A 17,491-nucleotide genomic window follows, 5' to 3' on the forward strand; every position below is an offset into this window, starting at 1 on the left:
CGCGCGGCGCGGTCGGCGCTTCGTCCTGCGCTTCGTCCTGTGTAATATCAGGGTTCAGCCATCGCAGCTTATGTTGCGCTGCGCAACGACAACGGCGGGCAACGTACCCGCCGTGTCCGTATAACCGGAGACATGCCTTGATCCATCGCCCTGCCTCGCCGCCCATTGCCGGTCGGCCGGATGTCATCGCGCAAGCTCACGCGCGCTCGATCGAACTCGGTCTGCGCGCGTCGGAAACGCCGGACTTTCATCCGCTGCGCCGGCCCGCGCTGCGTGAGCTCGTCGATCGGAACCAGTCACTCTATACCCACGCTCTCCCGGTCATGGAGACGCTCCACGCACAGATTGTCGATACCCAAAGCATGGTGGTCCTGACCGACAATCACGGGGTCATCCTGCACAGTCTCGGCGATAGCGACTTCGTCGAAAAAGCCAATCGCGTCGCCCTATGTCCCGGCGTTTCCTGGGCGGAGGCGGATCGCGGGACGAACGCCATCGGCACGGCGCTGGTCGACAGCCAACCCACCGTCGTGCATGCCGAGGAACACTTTCTGCATGCCAACCGGATTCTCACCTGCTCGTGCGCGCCCATCGCAGACCCATTCGGGCGCACCATCGGCGCACTCGACGTGAGCGGCGACACACGCGGCTTTCACAAGCACACGCTGGCGCTCGTGCGGATGTCGGCGCAGATGATCGAAAATCATCTGTTCTCCAATCAATTCGCGGACTCGATCCGTATCCACTTTCATGCGCGTGCGGAATTCATCGGCACGCTGTTTGAAGGGCTCGCCGCGTTCGCGCCGGATGGCACGTTTCTGTCGGCCAATCGCAGTGCGCTGTTTCAGTTCGGCCGGCCGCTCGCCGAGCTGCAACGGCAGCCGTTCGACGCGCTGTTCGGCATCGCCTTCGCCACGCCGCTGCAGCAGACAAGCCGCGCGCCGGGCGAGAGCATCGTACTCACGCTGCCAAGCGGCGTGCGCGTGGTGGCGCGCGGCGAATTTACGGCGCCGCGCTACTTCGCGCCGGCCGACGGCTTCGCGGCCTCGTCGCGTATCGCGGTTTCGGCCGCAACGCGATCCAGCGCCCGTCCGTGCGAACCCGCACCTCTGGCAACGCTCGAAACACTCGACACCGGCGACGCGCAAGTCGCCGCGATCTTGCGTCGGGTCGCGAAGCTGCGCGGTCGCGATATTCCGGTTCTGGTGCTCGGCAAGACCGGCACCGGCAAGGAATGGCTCGCCCGCGCGATCCATCACGATTCGCCGCGCCGGGCCGCGCCCTTCGTCGCGCTGAATTGCGCGTCGTTGCCGGAAACGCTGATCGAAGCGGAGTTGTTCGGTTATGAAGACGGGGCGTTCACCGGCGCCAAGAAACGCGGCAGCGTCGGCAAGATCGTGCAGGCCGATGGCGGCACGCTGTTTCTCGACGAGATCGGCGACATGCCTCTCGCGCAACAAGTGCGGCTGATGCGGGTGCTGCAGGAGCGCACCGTCGTGCCGCTCGGCGGCACGAGGGCGATTCCGGTCGACCTGCGCATCGTCTGCGCCACCCACCGCAACCTGCGCGCGATGATCGAAGCCGGCACCTTCCGCGAGGACCTGTATTACCGGATCAACGGACTCGTCGTGACCTTGCCGGCGCTGCGCGATCGCACCGATCTGGCGGCGCTCGTCACGCGCATGCTGGCGTTGCAGCCCGATCACGAACGCTTGCCGCGACGCGTATCCGAGGCCGTGCTCGCGCGCTTTGTGCAATGCCGCTGGCCGGGCAATCTGCGGCAACTGGCGAACGTGCTGCGCACCGCGAGCATCATGGCCGAAGGCGCACAGCAGATCGAACTCGAAGATTTGCCGGAAGACTTCCTGCAGGACTGCATCGAGGCCGAGCCCGACGGCATCTCGAAACCGCCCGCATCGGTTCCGTGCAACGGCATCAGCGAGCCTGCCGCGGCGACGCCCGCCCGCATGGAGGACTGGCAGGCCACGTTGATCGCGCAGACGCTCGCGCGGCTCGACGGCAACGTGTCGGCGGCAGCCCGTGAACTCGGGCTCGCGCGCAATACGGTATACCGCTACCTGAGGCGTGCCAGCACGCACTGAAAGCGCAACAGCGACGCGTGTGGATTGAGTGTGAGCGTGACGGGCGCAGGGTGAGCGTCGCTCGCACCGTGTAAAGTGTGGCGCAATCCGTCACCGCTCCACACGATGTCCGACCTTACCCGCCCGCATCTCGTTCGTGTCGAACCGCTCGGCCAGACCTTCGAAGCGCCCGACTCGCTGACGATCCTCGAAGCCGCCGGTTTCGCCAACCTGCGCCTGCCGCGCTCGTGCCGCAACGGAACTTGCCGCACGTGCCTCTGCAAAATGACCGCGGGACGTGTGCGCTACACGATCGAATGGCCGGGTCTAAGCCGCGAGGAAAAAGCGGAAGGCTATATCCTGCCGTGCGTGGCCATCGCGCAAACCGATGTGGTAATCGAAGCGCCCGACGCGGTCGAAACGCCGGCGCGCTAAAGACATGCGTCGCGCCGGCCCGCTCCCGCGGCACCGGCATCCACGAGCGCGACGGCGAAAGCCGGCGCCAACTCCAACGCTGGCCTTAACGCCGGCCGCCCATCGCCCGTTCGATTTTCTTGTCGGTGTTGTACTGGCTGAGCGCGTACACCGACCAGATTGCGGCCGGAATCCAGCCGATCAACGTGATCTGCAAGATCAGGCAGATGATCCCGGCAAACGGACGGCCGATCGTGAAGAACTGAAACCACGGCAGAATGATGGCGAGCAATAGACGCATTCAGATTTCCTGTTTTTTTATTCGACCCGGCACGCGCGTATTCGCGTGAGCAGACCTGTCAATCGATCGGCGCAAAGCGCGGCACCTTGCCGCCGTCGTGCTCGACCAGCTCGAAAAATACCGAAGCCGGACGCGTCCAGATCGTACCATTGCTGGCCTTGTAGACGATCATGGTGACCGTCGGGTCGGACTCCAGCGTAGCCTCGCAAAGCAGTTCGTAAATACCGCCTTTGTAGTGCCGGTAACGCGCCATTCGAATCCTCCTTGAATTGAAAACCTCGGCGCCTGCTTCAGCGTCTGCCGGCCGCAATTGCCGCTTGCGCCCAGCCCACTCAGCCGCCCTCTTTCATCTGCTTCAGAATCTTGTAGACGGTCGCGCGTCCCATTGTCAGCACCGCGGCCACGTAGTTCGCGGAACTGCGGCCACGAAACGCGCCTTGCGCGTGCAACGCCTCGACGATCTCCCGCTTGTGTTCGCGCGTGAGCGCATTGATGCCGATTTGCCGCTCGCGCAGCCAGCCGTGCAAAAACGTGTTGATGCGGTCCTGCCAGTCGTCGCGAAACAGCTCTTGCGCGGGCGCGTCCGTCAGATTGCCGCCCTTGATGAACAGATCGAGCGTCGAGCGCACGTCTTCGAACACGGCGATATTGAAGTTGACGCACAGCATGCCGGCAGGCTTGCCTTCGTCGTCGAACAGGATGTTGCTCACGCAGCGCATGCGCCGCCCGTCCCAATTGAGCTTTTCGTACGGCCCGATGGTCCGGCCGCGCGCCGCGAAGTGGATTTCTTCGAGCACCGAGGGGCCGCCGACTTCCAGCTTCGACAGATTGTTCACGAGGTAGGCGATGGTCTGGTCTTGCAGGTCGTGAATCACGACTTCGGCGCACGGATAGAACAGCGCGGCGATGCCGTCCGCGATGGGTGCGTAGCGGTCCAGCAGCAGGTCTTTCACAGCAGAGACTTTGGTCTTGCGCATTGGGAAATCGCGGTCGTCGAGGTAGGCGGCGCCGCTGCGCACCGGTGAGCCGATACGGGAGCGCCGAGGTTAAAGCCAGCAGACCGGCCCGGCCCGACAAGGTCGGCCGGCCCGGCACGTCAGCTCGCCATTGTAGCCACCCCGATCCGCGGCGGCGACCGCGGCGGTATTGCGCAAGCGCCGCGATCCGCGCTATCGCGGGCGATGGTTCGTGTCCGGCCACAATCCGGTGTGAGCGCGCCGGCACGCGGCGAATTTTGTCCGCTTGGCGGGCGATTTTTTTTCGTGCGATAAAAGAACCATCTATTTCACGGAGCAACAGATGGCCACGCTCGAAGCGTTCCGCGCCGTGCTCGATGACAAAGGCACGCCGGAAATCATTCGCAATCACATCATCGATTCGCTGCAATACACGCTGCGCAATCACGGGCAGATTTTTACGTCGAAGGAAGTCGAATGGCTGGCCGGCTGGGATGACGCGCGCATTCCGCTCGCGGCGTCGCGCGAGTTGCAGAAGCGCGTTGCCGAAACCTCCCGCTGAGCGCCGCCCTGCCGCTTCGTTGCCACCACCGCCCTGCCGCTTCATCGCCACTGCCGCCCGCCACCGCCTCAACCAGGCCACCAGGCCATGCCGCTGACGGCCTGCCGGCAAACCACCAGGCCATGCCGCTGTCGACCTGCCGGCAAACCACCATCCTGCTGACGGCCTGCCGGTGATCCGCCGGCGCGCCGCACGCGGACGGTCTTCCCCGCCCAAAGCCCCGTCGGCTGGGCGGCGTGCCCTTGCGCGGAACTTTTCGCTATCCAATTAGCCCCATTTAGGGCATCATATTGCAATAGCTGTATCCCGCATCTGTTGCACCGCAGTCTCAAATCGGCTTCTCCGCACCAGCCCCGACTGTTCGACCGCCGCCTGTCGGCGATCCCGTCACTCCGGCAATGCGCCGCATGCATTCGCCGTCGCGAGTTGTGCAGCTGAGTTGTTCAGCTTTTACGCGCCCGATGTCTGCGCGACATCAGCGTGTTTCTTCTCCATCGAATCCGCGATTTTGCGCGGCCGCGCTCAAGCCCTTGCCATCGGGCCTGTGCCAACTTTTTCCATGGCGGCGCGCCCCAGGGCGCAGCGCTGCCCGGCCTGCCGTACCGCACGTAACACGCGTGACACGGCAGCCACGTAATACAGGACATGTGCTTCATGAATTCAGCTGTCAAGACCTACAAGGGTTACGAAATTCACCCGCTCGTCTATCCGCGCCGCCCGACCGACGCGCAGACGGGCCGCAATCCGGACGCGGGCTACGACGCATCGGTGCGCATTTGCCGCGTCGGCGCCAATCCGGCAGCCGACGGCCGTGTGTTCCGCCTGCAGTATCTGTTTCCGTTCGACGGCACGGGCAAGGCACGCATTGCGTGCATGGCGCACGCCGAGCAGTTGATCGACGGCCGTATCGACGGCCAGTCGGTCGCCGATCTTTGAGCGGCAACGTCAGCGCCTTCGCTGCCGTTGCCGCACGGCGGGACGCTCACGAGCCTTCCGTCATACGAATTGAATGTTGTGCCGTCCGGCAACGCCGATCGGCCAACCCCCATTTATCCCATCGACCAGGAGTTATGCATGGCGAAAGAAGAACTGCTTGAACTTGACGGTATCGTCGACGAAGTACTTCCGGATAGCCGTTACCGCGTGACGCTCGACAACGGCGTCGTGGTTGGCGCTTACGCGTCCGGACGCATGCGCAAGAACCACATCCGTATCCTCGCGGGCGACCGCGTGACGCTGGAACTGTCGGTTTACGATCTGACCAAAGGCCGGATCAATTTCCGCCACAAGGACGAGCGCGCCAGCGGTGGCGGCGGCGCTGCCCGCAGTTCGCAATTCCGCCGTCGTTGATGTCGGCGGTACGCTGACCGCGCATTCCGACTGCTTTCTTATAGCTTTCAGATTTGTTTCCGACCGCTTTCCGAGCGGTTGCCGCGTGACGATTGCGCGGTGATTGCTGCCAGTTGTTCGCGAAGCCCTTCGCGCGCCTTCTCCGGCTTGGCTCGAGGATTTCGACTTCGATGAAGACTTCGAATCCGGCCTGAGCGGCGCGCCGCGGCATCGCGTGAGTTGCGTTTTTTTTACCTCTAGCGGGCGTTGCGCCCCCGTCCGCACTACCCCGCCTTTTTACACGCCGAATACCGCAACGGGATCCTCTCCTGCGGCGCTCCTGCGCGCCTGTTCGACCACGCGCTCGTCCAGTTTCGACAAGATGCCCATGCATTGCCCTCAGCGCCGCTTACAGGTCACTTGCGGCGAGCGCTTCGATGAATCGAGCTTGACCCGCTGTGCGTCCGACGCAAACGATGACTTGTTCGCCGTGGCGCAAGCGGCGCGCGTCGACCGCGGCGCGCTGTGACCGAGCACGTCGATAGCCTTACGCATTGAGTAAGTTATCCGACGAACAAATAGAGATCGCCGATTGCTTAAACCAGTCAGGCTATTTATTCTCTTATTAAAGTTACAAGCTACATACAACGATCACAAAGACGTAATGGGCTGACTCCCAACTGCGCAAGGCAACGCATTTCGCCGCTGTCGCGGATAGCTGTTAATTAGGATTCTTAAAACAACAGAAACATAGTCAGCGCCGAAAGAGTAAAGATTGGCGCGCGGATCACTATCGAGGCTGATGGCCGCACTACGACTACCAGATAAAAACAGGGGCAATCATTTCTATATGTCGTACAAGAAATATGCAAAAAGAGAGATGTCGGGGCACGCGGGATGATGCCTGCAAAGCCGGTACAGGAATCAGTGGGTTGCAGCCGAAAGTAACAGCGCGCCGCGTGCTTGCCGGCGCAGCCTGTCTATCCCTTTCGCTGGCGCTCGCAGCATGTGGTGGAGACATCGGCAGCGACACGGCTGCCGGAACAACGCCGACGGTTGAAAAGATGGCGGCATTGGCGGCGGCGTCGAGCACCGTTCCGCTGTCAATGTCGCTGAAAATGAATACGAGCGGTTTGTCACCGGATGCCTCCGTTGACCGCTTCATTATCAAGTACAGAAACGGCACGTCGGAACGCGGATCAACTTTATCGGTCCAGTCGAGACTCGACCGGCTGGCAGGTGCCTTTCCCGCGAAGGCTCGTCATGTCCGCCGAACGGGCGTCGGCTCCGACGTAGTGACGACTGAGCGCAAGCTGAACGGCAAGGACGCCAGGGCTTTCATGCGCGCTATCGCATCGGACCCGAACGTCGAATACGTGGAACCCGACACGGAAATGTCCGTCCTGATGGTTCCGAACGATCCGGAATACGGCATGCAGTGGGGCCTGACCTCCAACCTGAAACCCGGCACCACAACCGCAGGAATACGCGCGGAGGGCGCCTGGGATAACGCTAACGGTGCCGGCTCTGTAATCGCCGTGGTCGACAACGGTGTCACCAGCCACAGCGACCTGAATGCCAACTACCTGCCTGGGTACGACTTCACCACCAATCCCCGCGGCGGCAACGGCATGAACCCGGGCATCACCACGGAGAAATGCTCAGTCCTGTGGCACGGCACGCACGTAGCGGGCATTGCGGCAGCGCAGACGAATAACGGCGTCGGGATAGCCGGCGTGGCCCCCGCAGCGAAAATCGTCCCGGTTCGTGTCTTGAACGCCTGCGGACGAGGCTACACGTCCGATATTGCCGACGGCATTGTGTGGGCCGCCGGCGGGACTGTTCCGGGCGTCCCGGCGAATTCGTATCCGGCGAAGGTCATCAATATAAGTCTTGGCGGGTCCGGCTCCTGTGAAACGACTTTTCGGAACGCCATTGACTACGCAGTCCGTCGCGGCGCCGTTGTTACCGCGGCCGCGGGCAACGATCATGCTAGCGCAACGAATTTTTCACCAGCCAATTGCCCAGGCGTAATCAGTGTGGGCGCGACCCATCGCGGCGGTTTGAGGTGGGTTCGCTCGAACTTCGGTCCGATTGTCGACGTTGCCGCGCCCGGCGACTCGATCTGGTCTACCTACAACGACGGGACAGCAGCACCGGGCACCGAGCGCTATTCATACATGTCGGGCACGTCGATGGCGGCGCCGATGGTGAGCGGAGTCGCCGCGCTTGTTCAATCCGTGGCGCCCACGCCCCTGACCTCGGCGGAAATGCGGACGCTGCTCGCACAGCATGTTCAACCGTTTCCCAGCGGCCAGCCGGATCGCCCCATCGGTCCCGGCATTCTGGACGCTAACGCGGCTGTTGCTGCCGCCAGGTCCGGAAAGATTCCAGCGGCAGCGGATTTCAAATGCTCGCAAAGTCCGAACCTGATGCACATTTCATGCACGGACCTGTCGAGTGCCAGAGGCGCACCCATCAAGTCATGGGCATGGAATTACGGTAGCGGCAGTGGCGACGCGCTCTTCACGCAATCCGTCAATCCCGAGATCGACTTCGAACAGCCCGGGACCTATGAAGTTACCCTCACCGTGACCGATATCAATGGGGCCGTCAGCAAGGTGACACGCCCGGTTGAGGTCAAGCCCCTTCTTGTTACGGACATCAACGACTATCAGTATGGGCTGCGAATTGGACTGCAACCCTCCGAGGTTCTGTACTTCTCGGGCACGGTCGTACGAAGCCCGATTCATAGCCTGAAGGTCCCCACGAACGTGAAGTATCTGACGTTTACCCTTTCACCGGACGCACCCGGCCAGGTTGCAACGCTGTCTGTCAAAGGCGGCACGGCTTCCATGGTCCAGCCCGACTGTACATCCGTCATGTCGGCGGGCAGTGCCGCCATCTGCAAACTCATGTGGCCTGCCCCCGGGACTTATTACGCCATGGTGACCACCCGCACTCCGCTTAACGGCATTTCCATCAAGTACAAGGTGACCTGGCCGTACCAGGATCCAGACAGTTAGCCAGCGGTGTGCCCCCGTGCCGCAGCTACGGTCACAGGGGCACACTTTCCGGCGCCATCCACCGGCCGGAGCGCATCGACATTCAACGAATTCCTTGCAACGCCTATGTCACCTATCGATAGCGATGGCGCGAACGCGCTTGTTGCGCAGGCGGACGCGCATTTCTCCATTCAGCGCTTCAGCGACGCGATGAGCGGTTACCAGAACGTGTTGGCCTTGCGCCCGCGCGATGCGCACGCACTGCACCGGATTGGACTCGTCTGCGTCCATCAGAACGAATTCGAACAGGCACGCGAGTATCTGAAACTGGCGGTGCAAGCGGCCCCTGATCGGGCGGAACTGTATGAACACGCGGGACTGCTGGCAGCGCTAAAGCATGACTATGCAGAGGCCGAACGGTGCTATCGCTGCGCGATCGGACTGGCGGGCGGCACTGTCAGTCTGCACAGGAATCTCGCCGACTGCTTACGGCTGTCCGGCCGCCTGAGTGCGGCCATGGAGCACTATCGACACGCCGTTGAAATCGACCCGGCATTGCATCACGCCATTCGTGCAATGGCACGGATCAGCACGGAACTCGGGGCGATCGAAGACGCTGCGCACTATTGGCTACGCGCGTGGGAGCTCGCCCCGTCCAGCCTGCAAGACGGGCTCGATCTGATTGCGGCACTGGCAAAAGCCGGCCGCCCCAGTCAACTGGCGAGCACGCTCACAGAGATAAGAACCCGTTTTGCCGACAATGCTGCAGCACTCAAATCGCTGTCGTTCGTATTGAACACACACGACCGTTTCAGCGAGGCGCTCAGCGTAGCGAGGCAGGGACTCGCCATCGATCCACGCCATCCCCTCCTGTATCACAACGCGGCCCGGGCGCTTAGCATAAGCGGCAAAACCGCCGAAAGCCGACCATACAGCATGGAAGCCGCGCGGCTTCTGCCGGACAACCCTTACATGCAACTCCACCTCGCGGGCGTGCAACTTGCCCTCGGCGAATTCGAAGAAGGCTGGAAGCGATACAGATGGTTTTACGAACTCCTTGATAAGAGAACGGAACTAGTTTGTCCCAGCTTTCGCGAGTGGAAAGGCGAACCGGTTGCCGGCTGCCAATTCCTGCTGGTGGGCGAGCAAGGGCGCGGCGACGAAATACAGTTCATCAGATTCGCTGAATGGCTGCATCGGCAAGGCGCAACGGTGGATGTGCTGGTCAGCGAGCCAGTCGCAGAACTGGCCGCCAGCATGACAGGCGTGCGCAACGTATTGACCAGGTTGCCGTCCGGCCCCTATCACTACTGGTGTCATATGTTACGAATGCCTGAGCACATGAAACTCGATCTGCCGATGCTCCCCATCGTCATGCCCTATCTCGCCGCAAGGCCGGAAAAGATGCGGCATTGGGCGGCTTGCATCGACGCCATGTCGCCGCCCGGAATGCCTCGTCAACGCAGACGCATTGGTGTTGTTTGGGCGGGCGGCCCATACCACGTTCTGGACCGTTACCGGTCCATCCGCCTCGAAGCACTTAAGCCACTTTTTGCGCTCCATGAGGTGAGCTGGTATTCCGTGCAGAAGGGCGAGCATGAGCATGAAAGCAAAGGTCTGGCGAATGAATATGATTTGCACACGCTGGGACCCGCAATCAATGACTTCACGGATACGCTCGCGATTCTTCACTCACTCGATCTGCTCATCACGGTCGATACCTCAGTCGCTCATCTGGCGGGTGCGGCTGGACTGCCTGTTTGGGTACTCATCCCCGCCTGCTCGGATTGGCGATGGCTCACCGATAGAACCGACAGCCCCTGGTATCCGTCGATGCGGTTATTCCGGCAACAGGAACTGGGCAAGTGGGACCCGGTAATCGAAGAAGTCCGCAGTGAATTGTCGAAATGGTTTGACGCGTGATTCACCGGCACGCCGCGGTGCTTCTCGCCGCGCTTCCCGTCGTGCTTCTTGCCGTACTTCCCGCCGTGCCTCTCGCAGCGCTTCGCACTCTACTTCGTCATCGCATGGCGACTCACGCCATGCGCCGGTTCGGTGCATAGCGATGCCGTGCCCCGTCAGAGTGCAGCCGGTTCCGTACGCCGCTCCGGCAACGCTATGATTCGCCTAGCCTTTATCAGCCGCGCCTATTCTGGCACAGCCGTTGCTTAATCGTTTCGTCCTGCAACGAGGCAGGACACGATGAAGCCACGATTGTTCCGGCTTCTCCCTACGATACGATTCGCTGGCCCGCCACGCACACGCTTGCGCGCTTAAGCACATAATTTGTCGAACAACGACGTTCGACTTCGCCGTAGCGGGCCCCACACCTGCGGCGGTCCGATAAGCCACACTCATGCTGCGCGTCCTGCTCGTCACCGATACCGATAAGCCCATAGGCGATCTGCGCGATGCCCTCGCGCGGCTCGGCTACGACATGCTCGCCGGCACCGCGACGCCACAGGCGCTGCATCGCGTGGTCGAAAGCGAACGGCCCGATGTGATCATCATCGATACGGAATCGCCGTCGCGCGACACGCTCGAACAACTCGCCGTGATGAACGCCACCGCGCCGCGCCCGGTGCTGATGTTCAGTCACGACGCGAACCAGCAACTGATTCGCGATGCGGTCGGCGCGGGCGTGACCGCTTATCTCGTCGAAGGCCTCGAGACGGAGCGGCTCGCGCCGATTCTCGAAGTCGCGCTCGCGCGTTTCGCGCAGGAATCCCAGTTGCGCGAGCGTCTCGCGCAAGTCGAAAACGAACTCGCCGAACGCAAGCTGATCGACCGCGCCAAACGCCTGCTGATGGATCAGCAGAAAATCACCGAACACGCTGCCTACGCCAACCTGCGCAAGCGAGCGATGAACCAGGGTGTCAAACTCGCCGAGGTCGCGCGCGCCATCGTTGCAGCGGCAGACTCGCACAAATGAAGCGCTGCTCATGAACTCTCCTGCTCCCCTCACCTCGGCGTCCGCGCCTGCCCGGCTCGAGAAAACGCATTTGCGCCTCGGCTTCGTGTCGCTGTCCGATGCCGCGCCGCTCGTCGCCGCGAAGCTGCTCGAATTCGGTCACGCACATGGTTTGACGCTGGAGCTATGCCGTCAGCCATCGTGGGCCGCCGTGCGCGACAAGCTGCTCTCCGGCGACCTCGACGCCGCTCACGCGCTCTACGGTCTCGTCTACGGCGTGCAGCTAGGCCTGGGCGGTCCGCGAACGGACATGGCCGTGCTGATGGTGCTCAATCGCAACGGCCAGGCGATCACGCTGTCGAATGGTCTCGCGGATGCATTGGCGGAACATGGCACCTTGCCGAAGGCTTTGGCGACCCTCGGCCGCAAACCGGTGTTCGCGCAGACCTTCCCCACCGGCACGCATGCCATGTGGCTGTACCACTGGCTCGCCTCGCAAGACGTGCATCCGTTGCGCGACATCGAAAGCGTCGTGATTCCGCCGCCGCAAATGGTCGCCGCGCTCGCCGAAGACAAGCTCGACGGCTTGTGTGTCGGCGAGCCGTGGAATGCCATGGCCGAAGCCGAAGGCGTCGGCCGCACGGTCGCTTATACGAGCGAGGTTTGGCCCGACCATCCGGAGAAGGTGCTGGCATGCCGGCGCGATTTCGTCAGCGCCAATCCGAATGCAGCGAGAGCACTCGTGCAGACGATGCTGGAAGCGTGCCGCTGGCTCGACGGCGCCGGACATCGTGCGGAGATCGCGCGCTGGCTCGCACGGCCCGAATTCATCGGTATCGACGAGGCGTTGATTGCGGCACGGCTCGGCAATGAGATTGCAGCTGCAACACCGCGGCGTCTGCCGGTCCGGTTCTTCGACAACGGCACGGTGAATCATCCGCACGCGATAGAGGGCGCGTGGTTTCTCACGCAGTTCGAGCGCTGGGGAATGATCGATAGGCGCGCGGATTACGCGGAGATTGCGGCGAAGGTCAATCAGACGCAGTTGTATTGCGAGGCCGCCGCACGCGTCGGCGTAGCGGTGCCGGGCGAAGGGGTTGCGCCGAAACCCATCGACGGCCACGCGTAGCATGTGACGCCGCGCTCGATGGGCGCGGCGATCCTGGCGGGTCAGAAATTGAAGTTGTCGATGTTGCTCGCGTCGAACGTGGTGGGCGGTCCGAGAATGATTTCGCCTTGCGGCCCGATCGTGCGCTTGCCGAGCTTGCCGGCATCGAACGATTCACCTTCTTTGCCGCTTATCGCACCGGAAGACAGGTTCGCCGCAGCATAAGCAGCCAGATAACCGAGCTGGTTCGGATCCCACAGCTGGAACGCCTTGACCGTGCCGTTCTTGACGAACGCACGCATCTGGTTCGGTGTGCCCAGACCGGTTACCGCCACCTTACCCTTGCTCGACGAGCTCGATATATAACGCGCCGCCGCCGCAATGCCGACCGTAGTCGGCGCGACAATCGCCTTCAGATTCGGATATGCCTGCAACAAGCCCTGCGTTTCGACGAATGACTTCTGATCATCGTCGTTGCCATAGGCGATTTTGACGAGCTTGATCTTCGAGTACTCGGGCTTTTTCAGTTCCTCCTGCATCCATTTGATCCATGTGTTCTGATTGGTCGCGTTAGGCGTGGCCGACAGCACCGCGAACTCGCCCTCGCCGCCCATCAGCTTCGACACCAGTTGAATCTGGCCACGGCCGATGCCCTCCGCGTTCGCCTGGTTGACGAACAGTTGCCGGCCTTCGGGCGCCGTGTCCGAGTCGAAGGTCACGACCTTGATGCCCTGCGACATGGCTTTCTTCAGATACGGCACGACCGCGTTGGCATCGTTCGCGGCGATCACTATCGCGTCCTGCCGTTGCGTGATCAACGTATTGATGTACTGCACTTGCGACGAGGCACCCGCATCCGAGGGGCCCACTACCTTGCCCACGCCGCTGAATTCCTTGATCGCCGCCATGCCGCCGTCATCGGCGATCACTTCATAGGGGTTGTTGATCTGCTTCGGCACGAAAGCGATCTTGAGCCCGTTTTTCAGACCCGCAGCCGACGCCGCGCAACTGATAGTCACCAGAGCGACGCAGAGCGCGGCCGTGACGGTGTGACGTAGAGATTTGAACATGAAGTGTCTCCTGCTTTGTCGTTGGACGAGATGCTGTCCGGGTTGTCGGTAACTTCTCTTGCAGACAGTTTTTACGGGGAAGTTATAAGGAAGACGTGGACTTCGCGATGAAACGCCGGTCGCGCGCCGCGCGCCAGCGGGCGGCCAGATTGGGAATCAGCACCGATGCCAGCAGCAGCACGCCCGTGACGATCGTGAGCGTTTCGCTCGACACGTCGTCGAGCGTCAGTGCGTTTTTCAGCACGCCGATGATCAGCAGCGAGAGCAGGACGCCGATCATCGAGCCGCGTCCGCCGAAAATACTCACGCCGCCGAACAGCACGGCCGCGATCACCGACAACTCGAAGCCTTCGCCGTTGTCGCCGCGCGCACTGGTAAAGCGCAGCGTATAGACGACGCCCGCCAACGCGCTCATCGCGCCGGACAGCACGAACAGGCGCAGCCTGATCTTCGCCACTTCGATGCCCGAGAAAGCCGCGGCGATCGGATTCGCGCCGATGGCATACAGGCTGCGGCCAAACGCAGTGGATTGCAGCAGGACGGTAAACAGCACCGCCGCGGCGATCACGATCGAAAACGGCAACGGAATGAAGGTCGCGCCCACGGTATCCATGCCGAACGCCGTATAAGCCGCTGGAAAATCCGCGACCGCCTGGTCGCCGAGCAGCACATACGCAAGCCCGCGAAACAGCGCCAACGTGCCGATCGTGACCGCGAGCGAAGGCAGATTGAGCTTGACGATCACGAGGCCGTTGAGCAGGCCGGCAAGCGCGCCGGCAACCAATACGAGCACGATCACCACCGGCATCGGCAAGCCCATATGCCAGAGCACGCCCGTCAACGCACTGGATGCACCCAGCACCGACGCCACCGAAAGATCGACTTCCGCCGCGACGATAATCAGCGTCATCGGCAACGCCATCAGCGCGATCTCGGTCAGATCCGCCAAAACGTTGCTCAGATTGGCGCCGGTCAGAAACACGGGTGACAGGAACCTTCCAAGCGCGAGCGACAAAACCAGCACGATCACCAGCAATACTTCCCATTGCAGCGGCGTTTCGCGTTTGCGCGTGAGCCGCGCGGAATCGGGTTTAGCCATGATCGCGTTTCCTCATCATGCGTTTGGCGACGGAACGGGCCAGCAAGGTATCGGCGGCAATCGCGGCGACGATCAACGCGCCTTCGATCGCCTGCTCCCAGAATGGCGACACGTGCAAGACGACGAGCGCGATGCTGATCACGCCGAGTACGAGCGCGCCGAGCGTCGCGCCGAGAATCGTGCCAACGCCTCCGGTAATCGCCACGCTGCCCACCACCGCTGCCGCCACCACCTGCAATTCGATACCCTTCGCGGTGCTCGCATCGACGGTGCCGAAACGCGCAAGCCACAGCGCGCCCGCGAACCCGGCGATTGCGCCGGACAACAGAAAACCCGCCATCATGCGACGCTCGACGTTCACGCCGGCAAGCCGCGCAGCTTCGGGGTTCGAGCCGATTGCATAGTGTTCGCGGCCGCCGCGAAACTGTTTCAGATACACGGAGAGGCCGGCCAGCACGACGACGGCGATCAGCGCGAGCGTCGGTATGCCCAGAAAAGCGCCGGTCGCGAGACGGGAAAACGCGTCGGGCAAACTGGTCGCGTTGATCTGTCCGCCGTGCACCCACGCATAATCGGCGCCGCGAAAGATGTAGAGCGTGGAGAGCGTCGCCACCAGCGAGGGCACGCGTCCCACGGCAACCAGCAGCGCATTGATGCCGCCCGCCACCAAGCCGATCGCCAGGCCCGCAAGCAGAGCTACGATCACTGGCATATGGGGAAACGCGACATACAGACTGCCGACCGTATAGGCGCTGATGCCGACCGTCGATCCCACCGACAGATCGATATGCCGCATCAGGATCACCACCGTCATGCCTGCCGTCAGCAGACTGATGATCGACACGTTCAGCAGCACGTCACGCAGATTTTGCAGATTGAGGAACTGCGGCTTCGCTAGCCCGGTGCCGGCGATCAGCAGGATGAGCACGACGAACAGCGTCGTCTCGCGGCTCCTGGCGAGACTCGCGAGGAAGCCGCCGGCATTGCCGTTCGAGCGCTTCGCGACGCTCGCCTGGACCGGCACCGGATGGGTGGAGGAATGGCGCATCATGCGGCGCCCCCCAATCCCCCAAGGGGACGTCCTTCGGGGCGGGGGACTTCCTTCGGGGCGTGCCCCAAAGGCGGAAGCGGTTGGCCGAGCGCGGCGCCCATGACGCGCTCTTCGTCGGCCTCGGCGCGCGCTATATCCGCGCTGATACGTCCCTCGTGCATCACCAGCACGCGATCGGCCATGCCCAGCACCTCGGGCAATTCGCTCGAAATCATCAGCACCGCCATGCCGTCGCGCACCAGTTCGGCGAGCGCGCCATACACTTCGGCCTTGGCGCCGACGTCGATGCCGCGCGTGGGTTCGTCGATGATCAACACTTTCGGGTCAGTCGCGAGCCACTTGCCGAGCACGACCTTTTGCTGATTGCCGCCGGATAGCGTGCCGACCGGCGCATTCGGGTCACCGGCTTTGAGGCGCAAGCGCGTGCCCCATCGATCCGCCAGTTGCGTCTCGCTGCGCGCGGAGATGAGACCATGTTTGACGAGCCGCCCGAGCACTGTCATCGATGCATTGCGCGCGATGCTCAACTCCAGCGCGAGACCTTGCTGCCGGCGATCTTCCGGCACCAGCGCAAGACCGGCTCGCACGGCCTCGGCGGGCCGGCCCGCCGTAAGACGCTGGCCGCCGATCCAGATTTCGCCGGCGTCGAGCGAATCGATGCCGAAGATCGCCCGCGCCACTTCGCTGCGGCCTGCGCCCACCAGGCCCGCCAGCGCGACGATCTCGCCAGCGCGGACGTCGAACGAAATGTCCTTGAACACACCCACGCGCGTGAGGCCGCGCACCGACAAGCGCACTTCGCCAGGCGGACGATCCGCCTTCGGATAGAAAGTCTCCAGATCGCGGCCAACCATCTTCGCGACGATCGCCTCGGTCGTGAGGTCCGCCGTGAGCGCGTCGAACACTTTGGCGCCGTCGCGCATGATCGTCACGCGTTGCGTCAGCGTAAACACTTCATCGAGCCGATGCGTGATGAACAGAATCGCCACCTCGCGCTCGCGCAGCTTGCGCACGATCGCAAAGAGCCGCTCGACTTCCGGCAGCGATAACGCGGCGGTCGGCTCATCCATGATCAGCACGTTCGCGTTCAACGACAACGCCTTGGCAATTTCGATCACCTGCTGATCCGCAATCGACAAACCACGCACCAGTTGGTCGGCGCGCAAATCGACACCGAGCGAGCCCAGCAGGCCGTCCACCTCGCGGCGCATCGCGTCGTATTGAATGCGGCCGAGCCGATCGACCGGCTGCCGCCCCATAAAGATGTTTTCCGCAATCGACAGATCGAAGAACAGCGTCGGTTCCTGATAGATGACCGCGAGGCCTGCATCGCGCGCTTCAGCCGGCGTTGCAAAGCGGCGCGCAACGCCGTCGATCAGAAGCTCGCCGGTGTCCGGTTGATATACGCCCGCGAGAATCTTGACTACCGTCGATTTGCCCGCGCCGTTTTCGCCGAGCAGCGCATGCACTTCGCCCGGCCATAGCGCGAGATCGCCGTCGGATAGCGCGCGGACCCGGCCGAAAGATTTGCTCGCATGCCGCAGTTCGAGCCTGGGCACCGCGGATGTCGGTTGCTGCACTGCGTGTCTCCTTCTTTGTGCTCA

At 62.6% G+C, this 17,491-nt stretch carries 16 protein-coding genes; 9 read left to right on the top strand and 7 right to left on the bottom strand.

The window, feature by feature from the left end; all coding sequences use genetic code 11:
- Positions 1-137: 137 nt before the first annotated feature.
- On the top strand, positions 138-2,102 hold the full coding sequence (locus tag DLM46_RS08055; RefSeq protein ID WP_115100228.1) for a sigma-54-dependent Fis family transcriptional regulator: 1,965 nt from the start codon (positions 138-140) through the stop codon (positions 2,100-2,102).
- 105 nt (positions 2,103-2,207) lie between these two features.
- Positions 2,208-2,516, top strand: a complete 309-nt coding sequence (locus DLM46_RS08060) for a 2Fe-2S iron-sulfur cluster-binding protein (protein WP_115100229.1) — start codon at positions 2,208-2,210, stop codon at positions 2,514-2,516.
- A gap of 85 nt (positions 2,517-2,601) precedes the next feature.
- On the opposite strand, the gene DLM46_RS08065 is transcribed toward DLM46_RS08060, so the two are convergent.
- The 3 genes from DLM46_RS08065 to DLM46_RS08075 all read right to left on the bottom strand — a co-directional run bounded on the left by DLM46_RS08065 (position 2,602) and on the right by DLM46_RS08075 (position 3,773).
- Positions 2,602-2,796 carry a YqaE/Pmp3 family membrane protein gene (locus tag DLM46_RS08065; protein WP_115100230.1) on the bottom strand — a complete coding sequence of 65 codons (195 nt, stop codon included), beginning with the start codon at positions 2,794-2,796 and terminating at the stop codon, positions 2,602-2,604.
- A gap of 58 nt (positions 2,797-2,854) precedes the next feature.
- Positions 2,855-3,049, bottom strand: a complete 195-nt coding sequence (locus tag DLM46_RS08070) for a DUF1653 domain-containing protein (protein ID WP_115100231.1) — start codon at positions 3,047-3,049, stop codon at positions 2,855-2,857.
- Positions 3,050-3,128: 79 nt separating this feature from the next.
- Positions 3,129-3,773, bottom strand: a complete 645-nt coding sequence (locus DLM46_RS08075; protein ID WP_115100324.1) for a helix-turn-helix transcriptional regulator — start codon at positions 3,771-3,773, stop codon at positions 3,129-3,131.
- A gap of 322 nt (positions 3,774-4,095) precedes the next feature.
- Here DLM46_RS08075 and DLM46_RS08080 point away from each other — a divergent pair, with 322 nt between their 5' ends.
- The 7 genes from DLM46_RS08080 to DLM46_RS08110 all read left to right on the top strand — a co-directional run bounded on the left by DLM46_RS08080 (position 4,096) and on the right by DLM46_RS08110 (position 12,688).
- Positions 4,096-4,314, top strand: coding sequence for a hypothetical protein (locus tag DLM46_RS08080; protein WP_115100325.1), 219 nt, complete (start codon positions 4,096-4,098; stop codon positions 4,312-4,314).
- Between the two features lie 654 nt (positions 4,315-4,968).
- On the top strand, positions 4,969-5,250 hold the full coding sequence (locus DLM46_RS08085; protein ID WP_115100326.1) for a hypothetical protein: 282 nt from the start codon (positions 4,969-4,971) through the stop codon (positions 5,248-5,250).
- A 138-nt stretch (positions 5,251-5,388) separates the two neighbouring features.
- Positions 5,389-5,664: a translation initiation factor IF-1 gene (gene infA / locus DLM46_RS08090; protein ID WP_115100232.1), complete on the top strand. Its 276-nt coding sequence runs from the start codon at positions 5,389-5,391 to the stop codon at positions 5,662-5,664.
- A 911-nt stretch (positions 5,665-6,575) separates the two neighbouring features.
- On the top strand, positions 6,576-8,669 hold the full coding sequence (locus DLM46_RS08095; RefSeq protein ID WP_165847927.1) for a S8 family serine peptidase: 2,094 nt from the start codon (positions 6,576-6,578) through the stop codon (positions 8,667-8,669).
- A gap of 105 nt (positions 8,670-8,774) precedes the next feature.
- The gene (locus DLM46_RS08100; protein ID WP_115100234.1) at positions 8,775-10,571 is read left to right on the top strand and encodes a tetratricopeptide repeat protein; all 1,797 of its coding nucleotides are present in this window, start codon (positions 8,775-8,777) and stop codon (positions 10,569-10,571) included.
- 433 nt (positions 10,572-11,004) lie between these two features.
- Entirely contained in the window at positions 11,005-11,580 is a 576-nt protein-coding gene (locus DLM46_RS08105) for an ANTAR domain-containing response regulator (protein WP_115100235.1), read from the top strand.
- Between the two features lie 10 nt (positions 11,581-11,590).
- The gene (locus DLM46_RS08110) at positions 11,591-12,688 is read left to right on the top strand and encodes a CmpA/NrtA family ABC transporter substrate-binding protein (protein ID WP_115100236.1); all 1,098 of its coding nucleotides are present in this window, start codon (positions 11,591-11,593) and stop codon (positions 12,686-12,688) included.
- A gap of 41 nt (positions 12,689-12,729) precedes the next feature.
- On the opposite strand, the gene rhaS is transcribed toward DLM46_RS08110, so the two are convergent.
- From rhaS to DLM46_RS08130, 4 genes are all read right to left on the bottom strand, one after another.
- The gene (gene rhaS, locus DLM46_RS08115; RefSeq protein WP_115100237.1) at positions 12,730-13,737 is read right to left on the bottom strand and encodes a rhamnose ABC transporter substrate-binding protein; all 1,008 of its coding nucleotides are present in this window, start codon (positions 13,735-13,737) and stop codon (positions 12,730-12,732) included.
- A gap of 82 nt (positions 13,738-13,819) precedes the next feature.
- On the bottom strand, positions 13,820-14,836 hold the full coding sequence (locus tag DLM46_RS08120) for an ABC transporter permease (RefSeq protein WP_115100238.1): 1,017 nt from the start codon (positions 14,834-14,836) through the stop codon (positions 13,820-13,822).
- Positions 14,829-15,887, bottom strand: a complete 1,059-nt coding sequence (locus DLM46_RS08125) for an ABC transporter permease (protein WP_115100239.1) — start codon at positions 15,885-15,887, stop codon at positions 14,829-14,831. The genes DLM46_RS08120 and DLM46_RS08125 overlap by 8 nt, the downstream gene beginning before the upstream one ends.
- Positions 15,884-17,467 (bottom strand): sugar ABC transporter ATP-binding protein, encoded by a 1,584-nt coding sequence (locus tag DLM46_RS08130; protein WP_115100240.1) that lies wholly within the window; start codon positions 17,465-17,467, stop codon positions 15,884-15,886. Before DLM46_RS08130 ends, DLM46_RS08125 begins: the two co-directional genes overlap by 4 nt.
- Positions 17,468-17,491: the final 24 nt, after the last annotated feature.

It is taken from the genome of Paraburkholderia lacunae (assembly GCF_003353175.1).
In the GTDB taxonomy this organism is placed as follows: Bacteria; Pseudomonadota; Gammaproteobacteria; order Burkholderiales; family Burkholderiaceae; genus Paraburkholderia; species Paraburkholderia lacunae.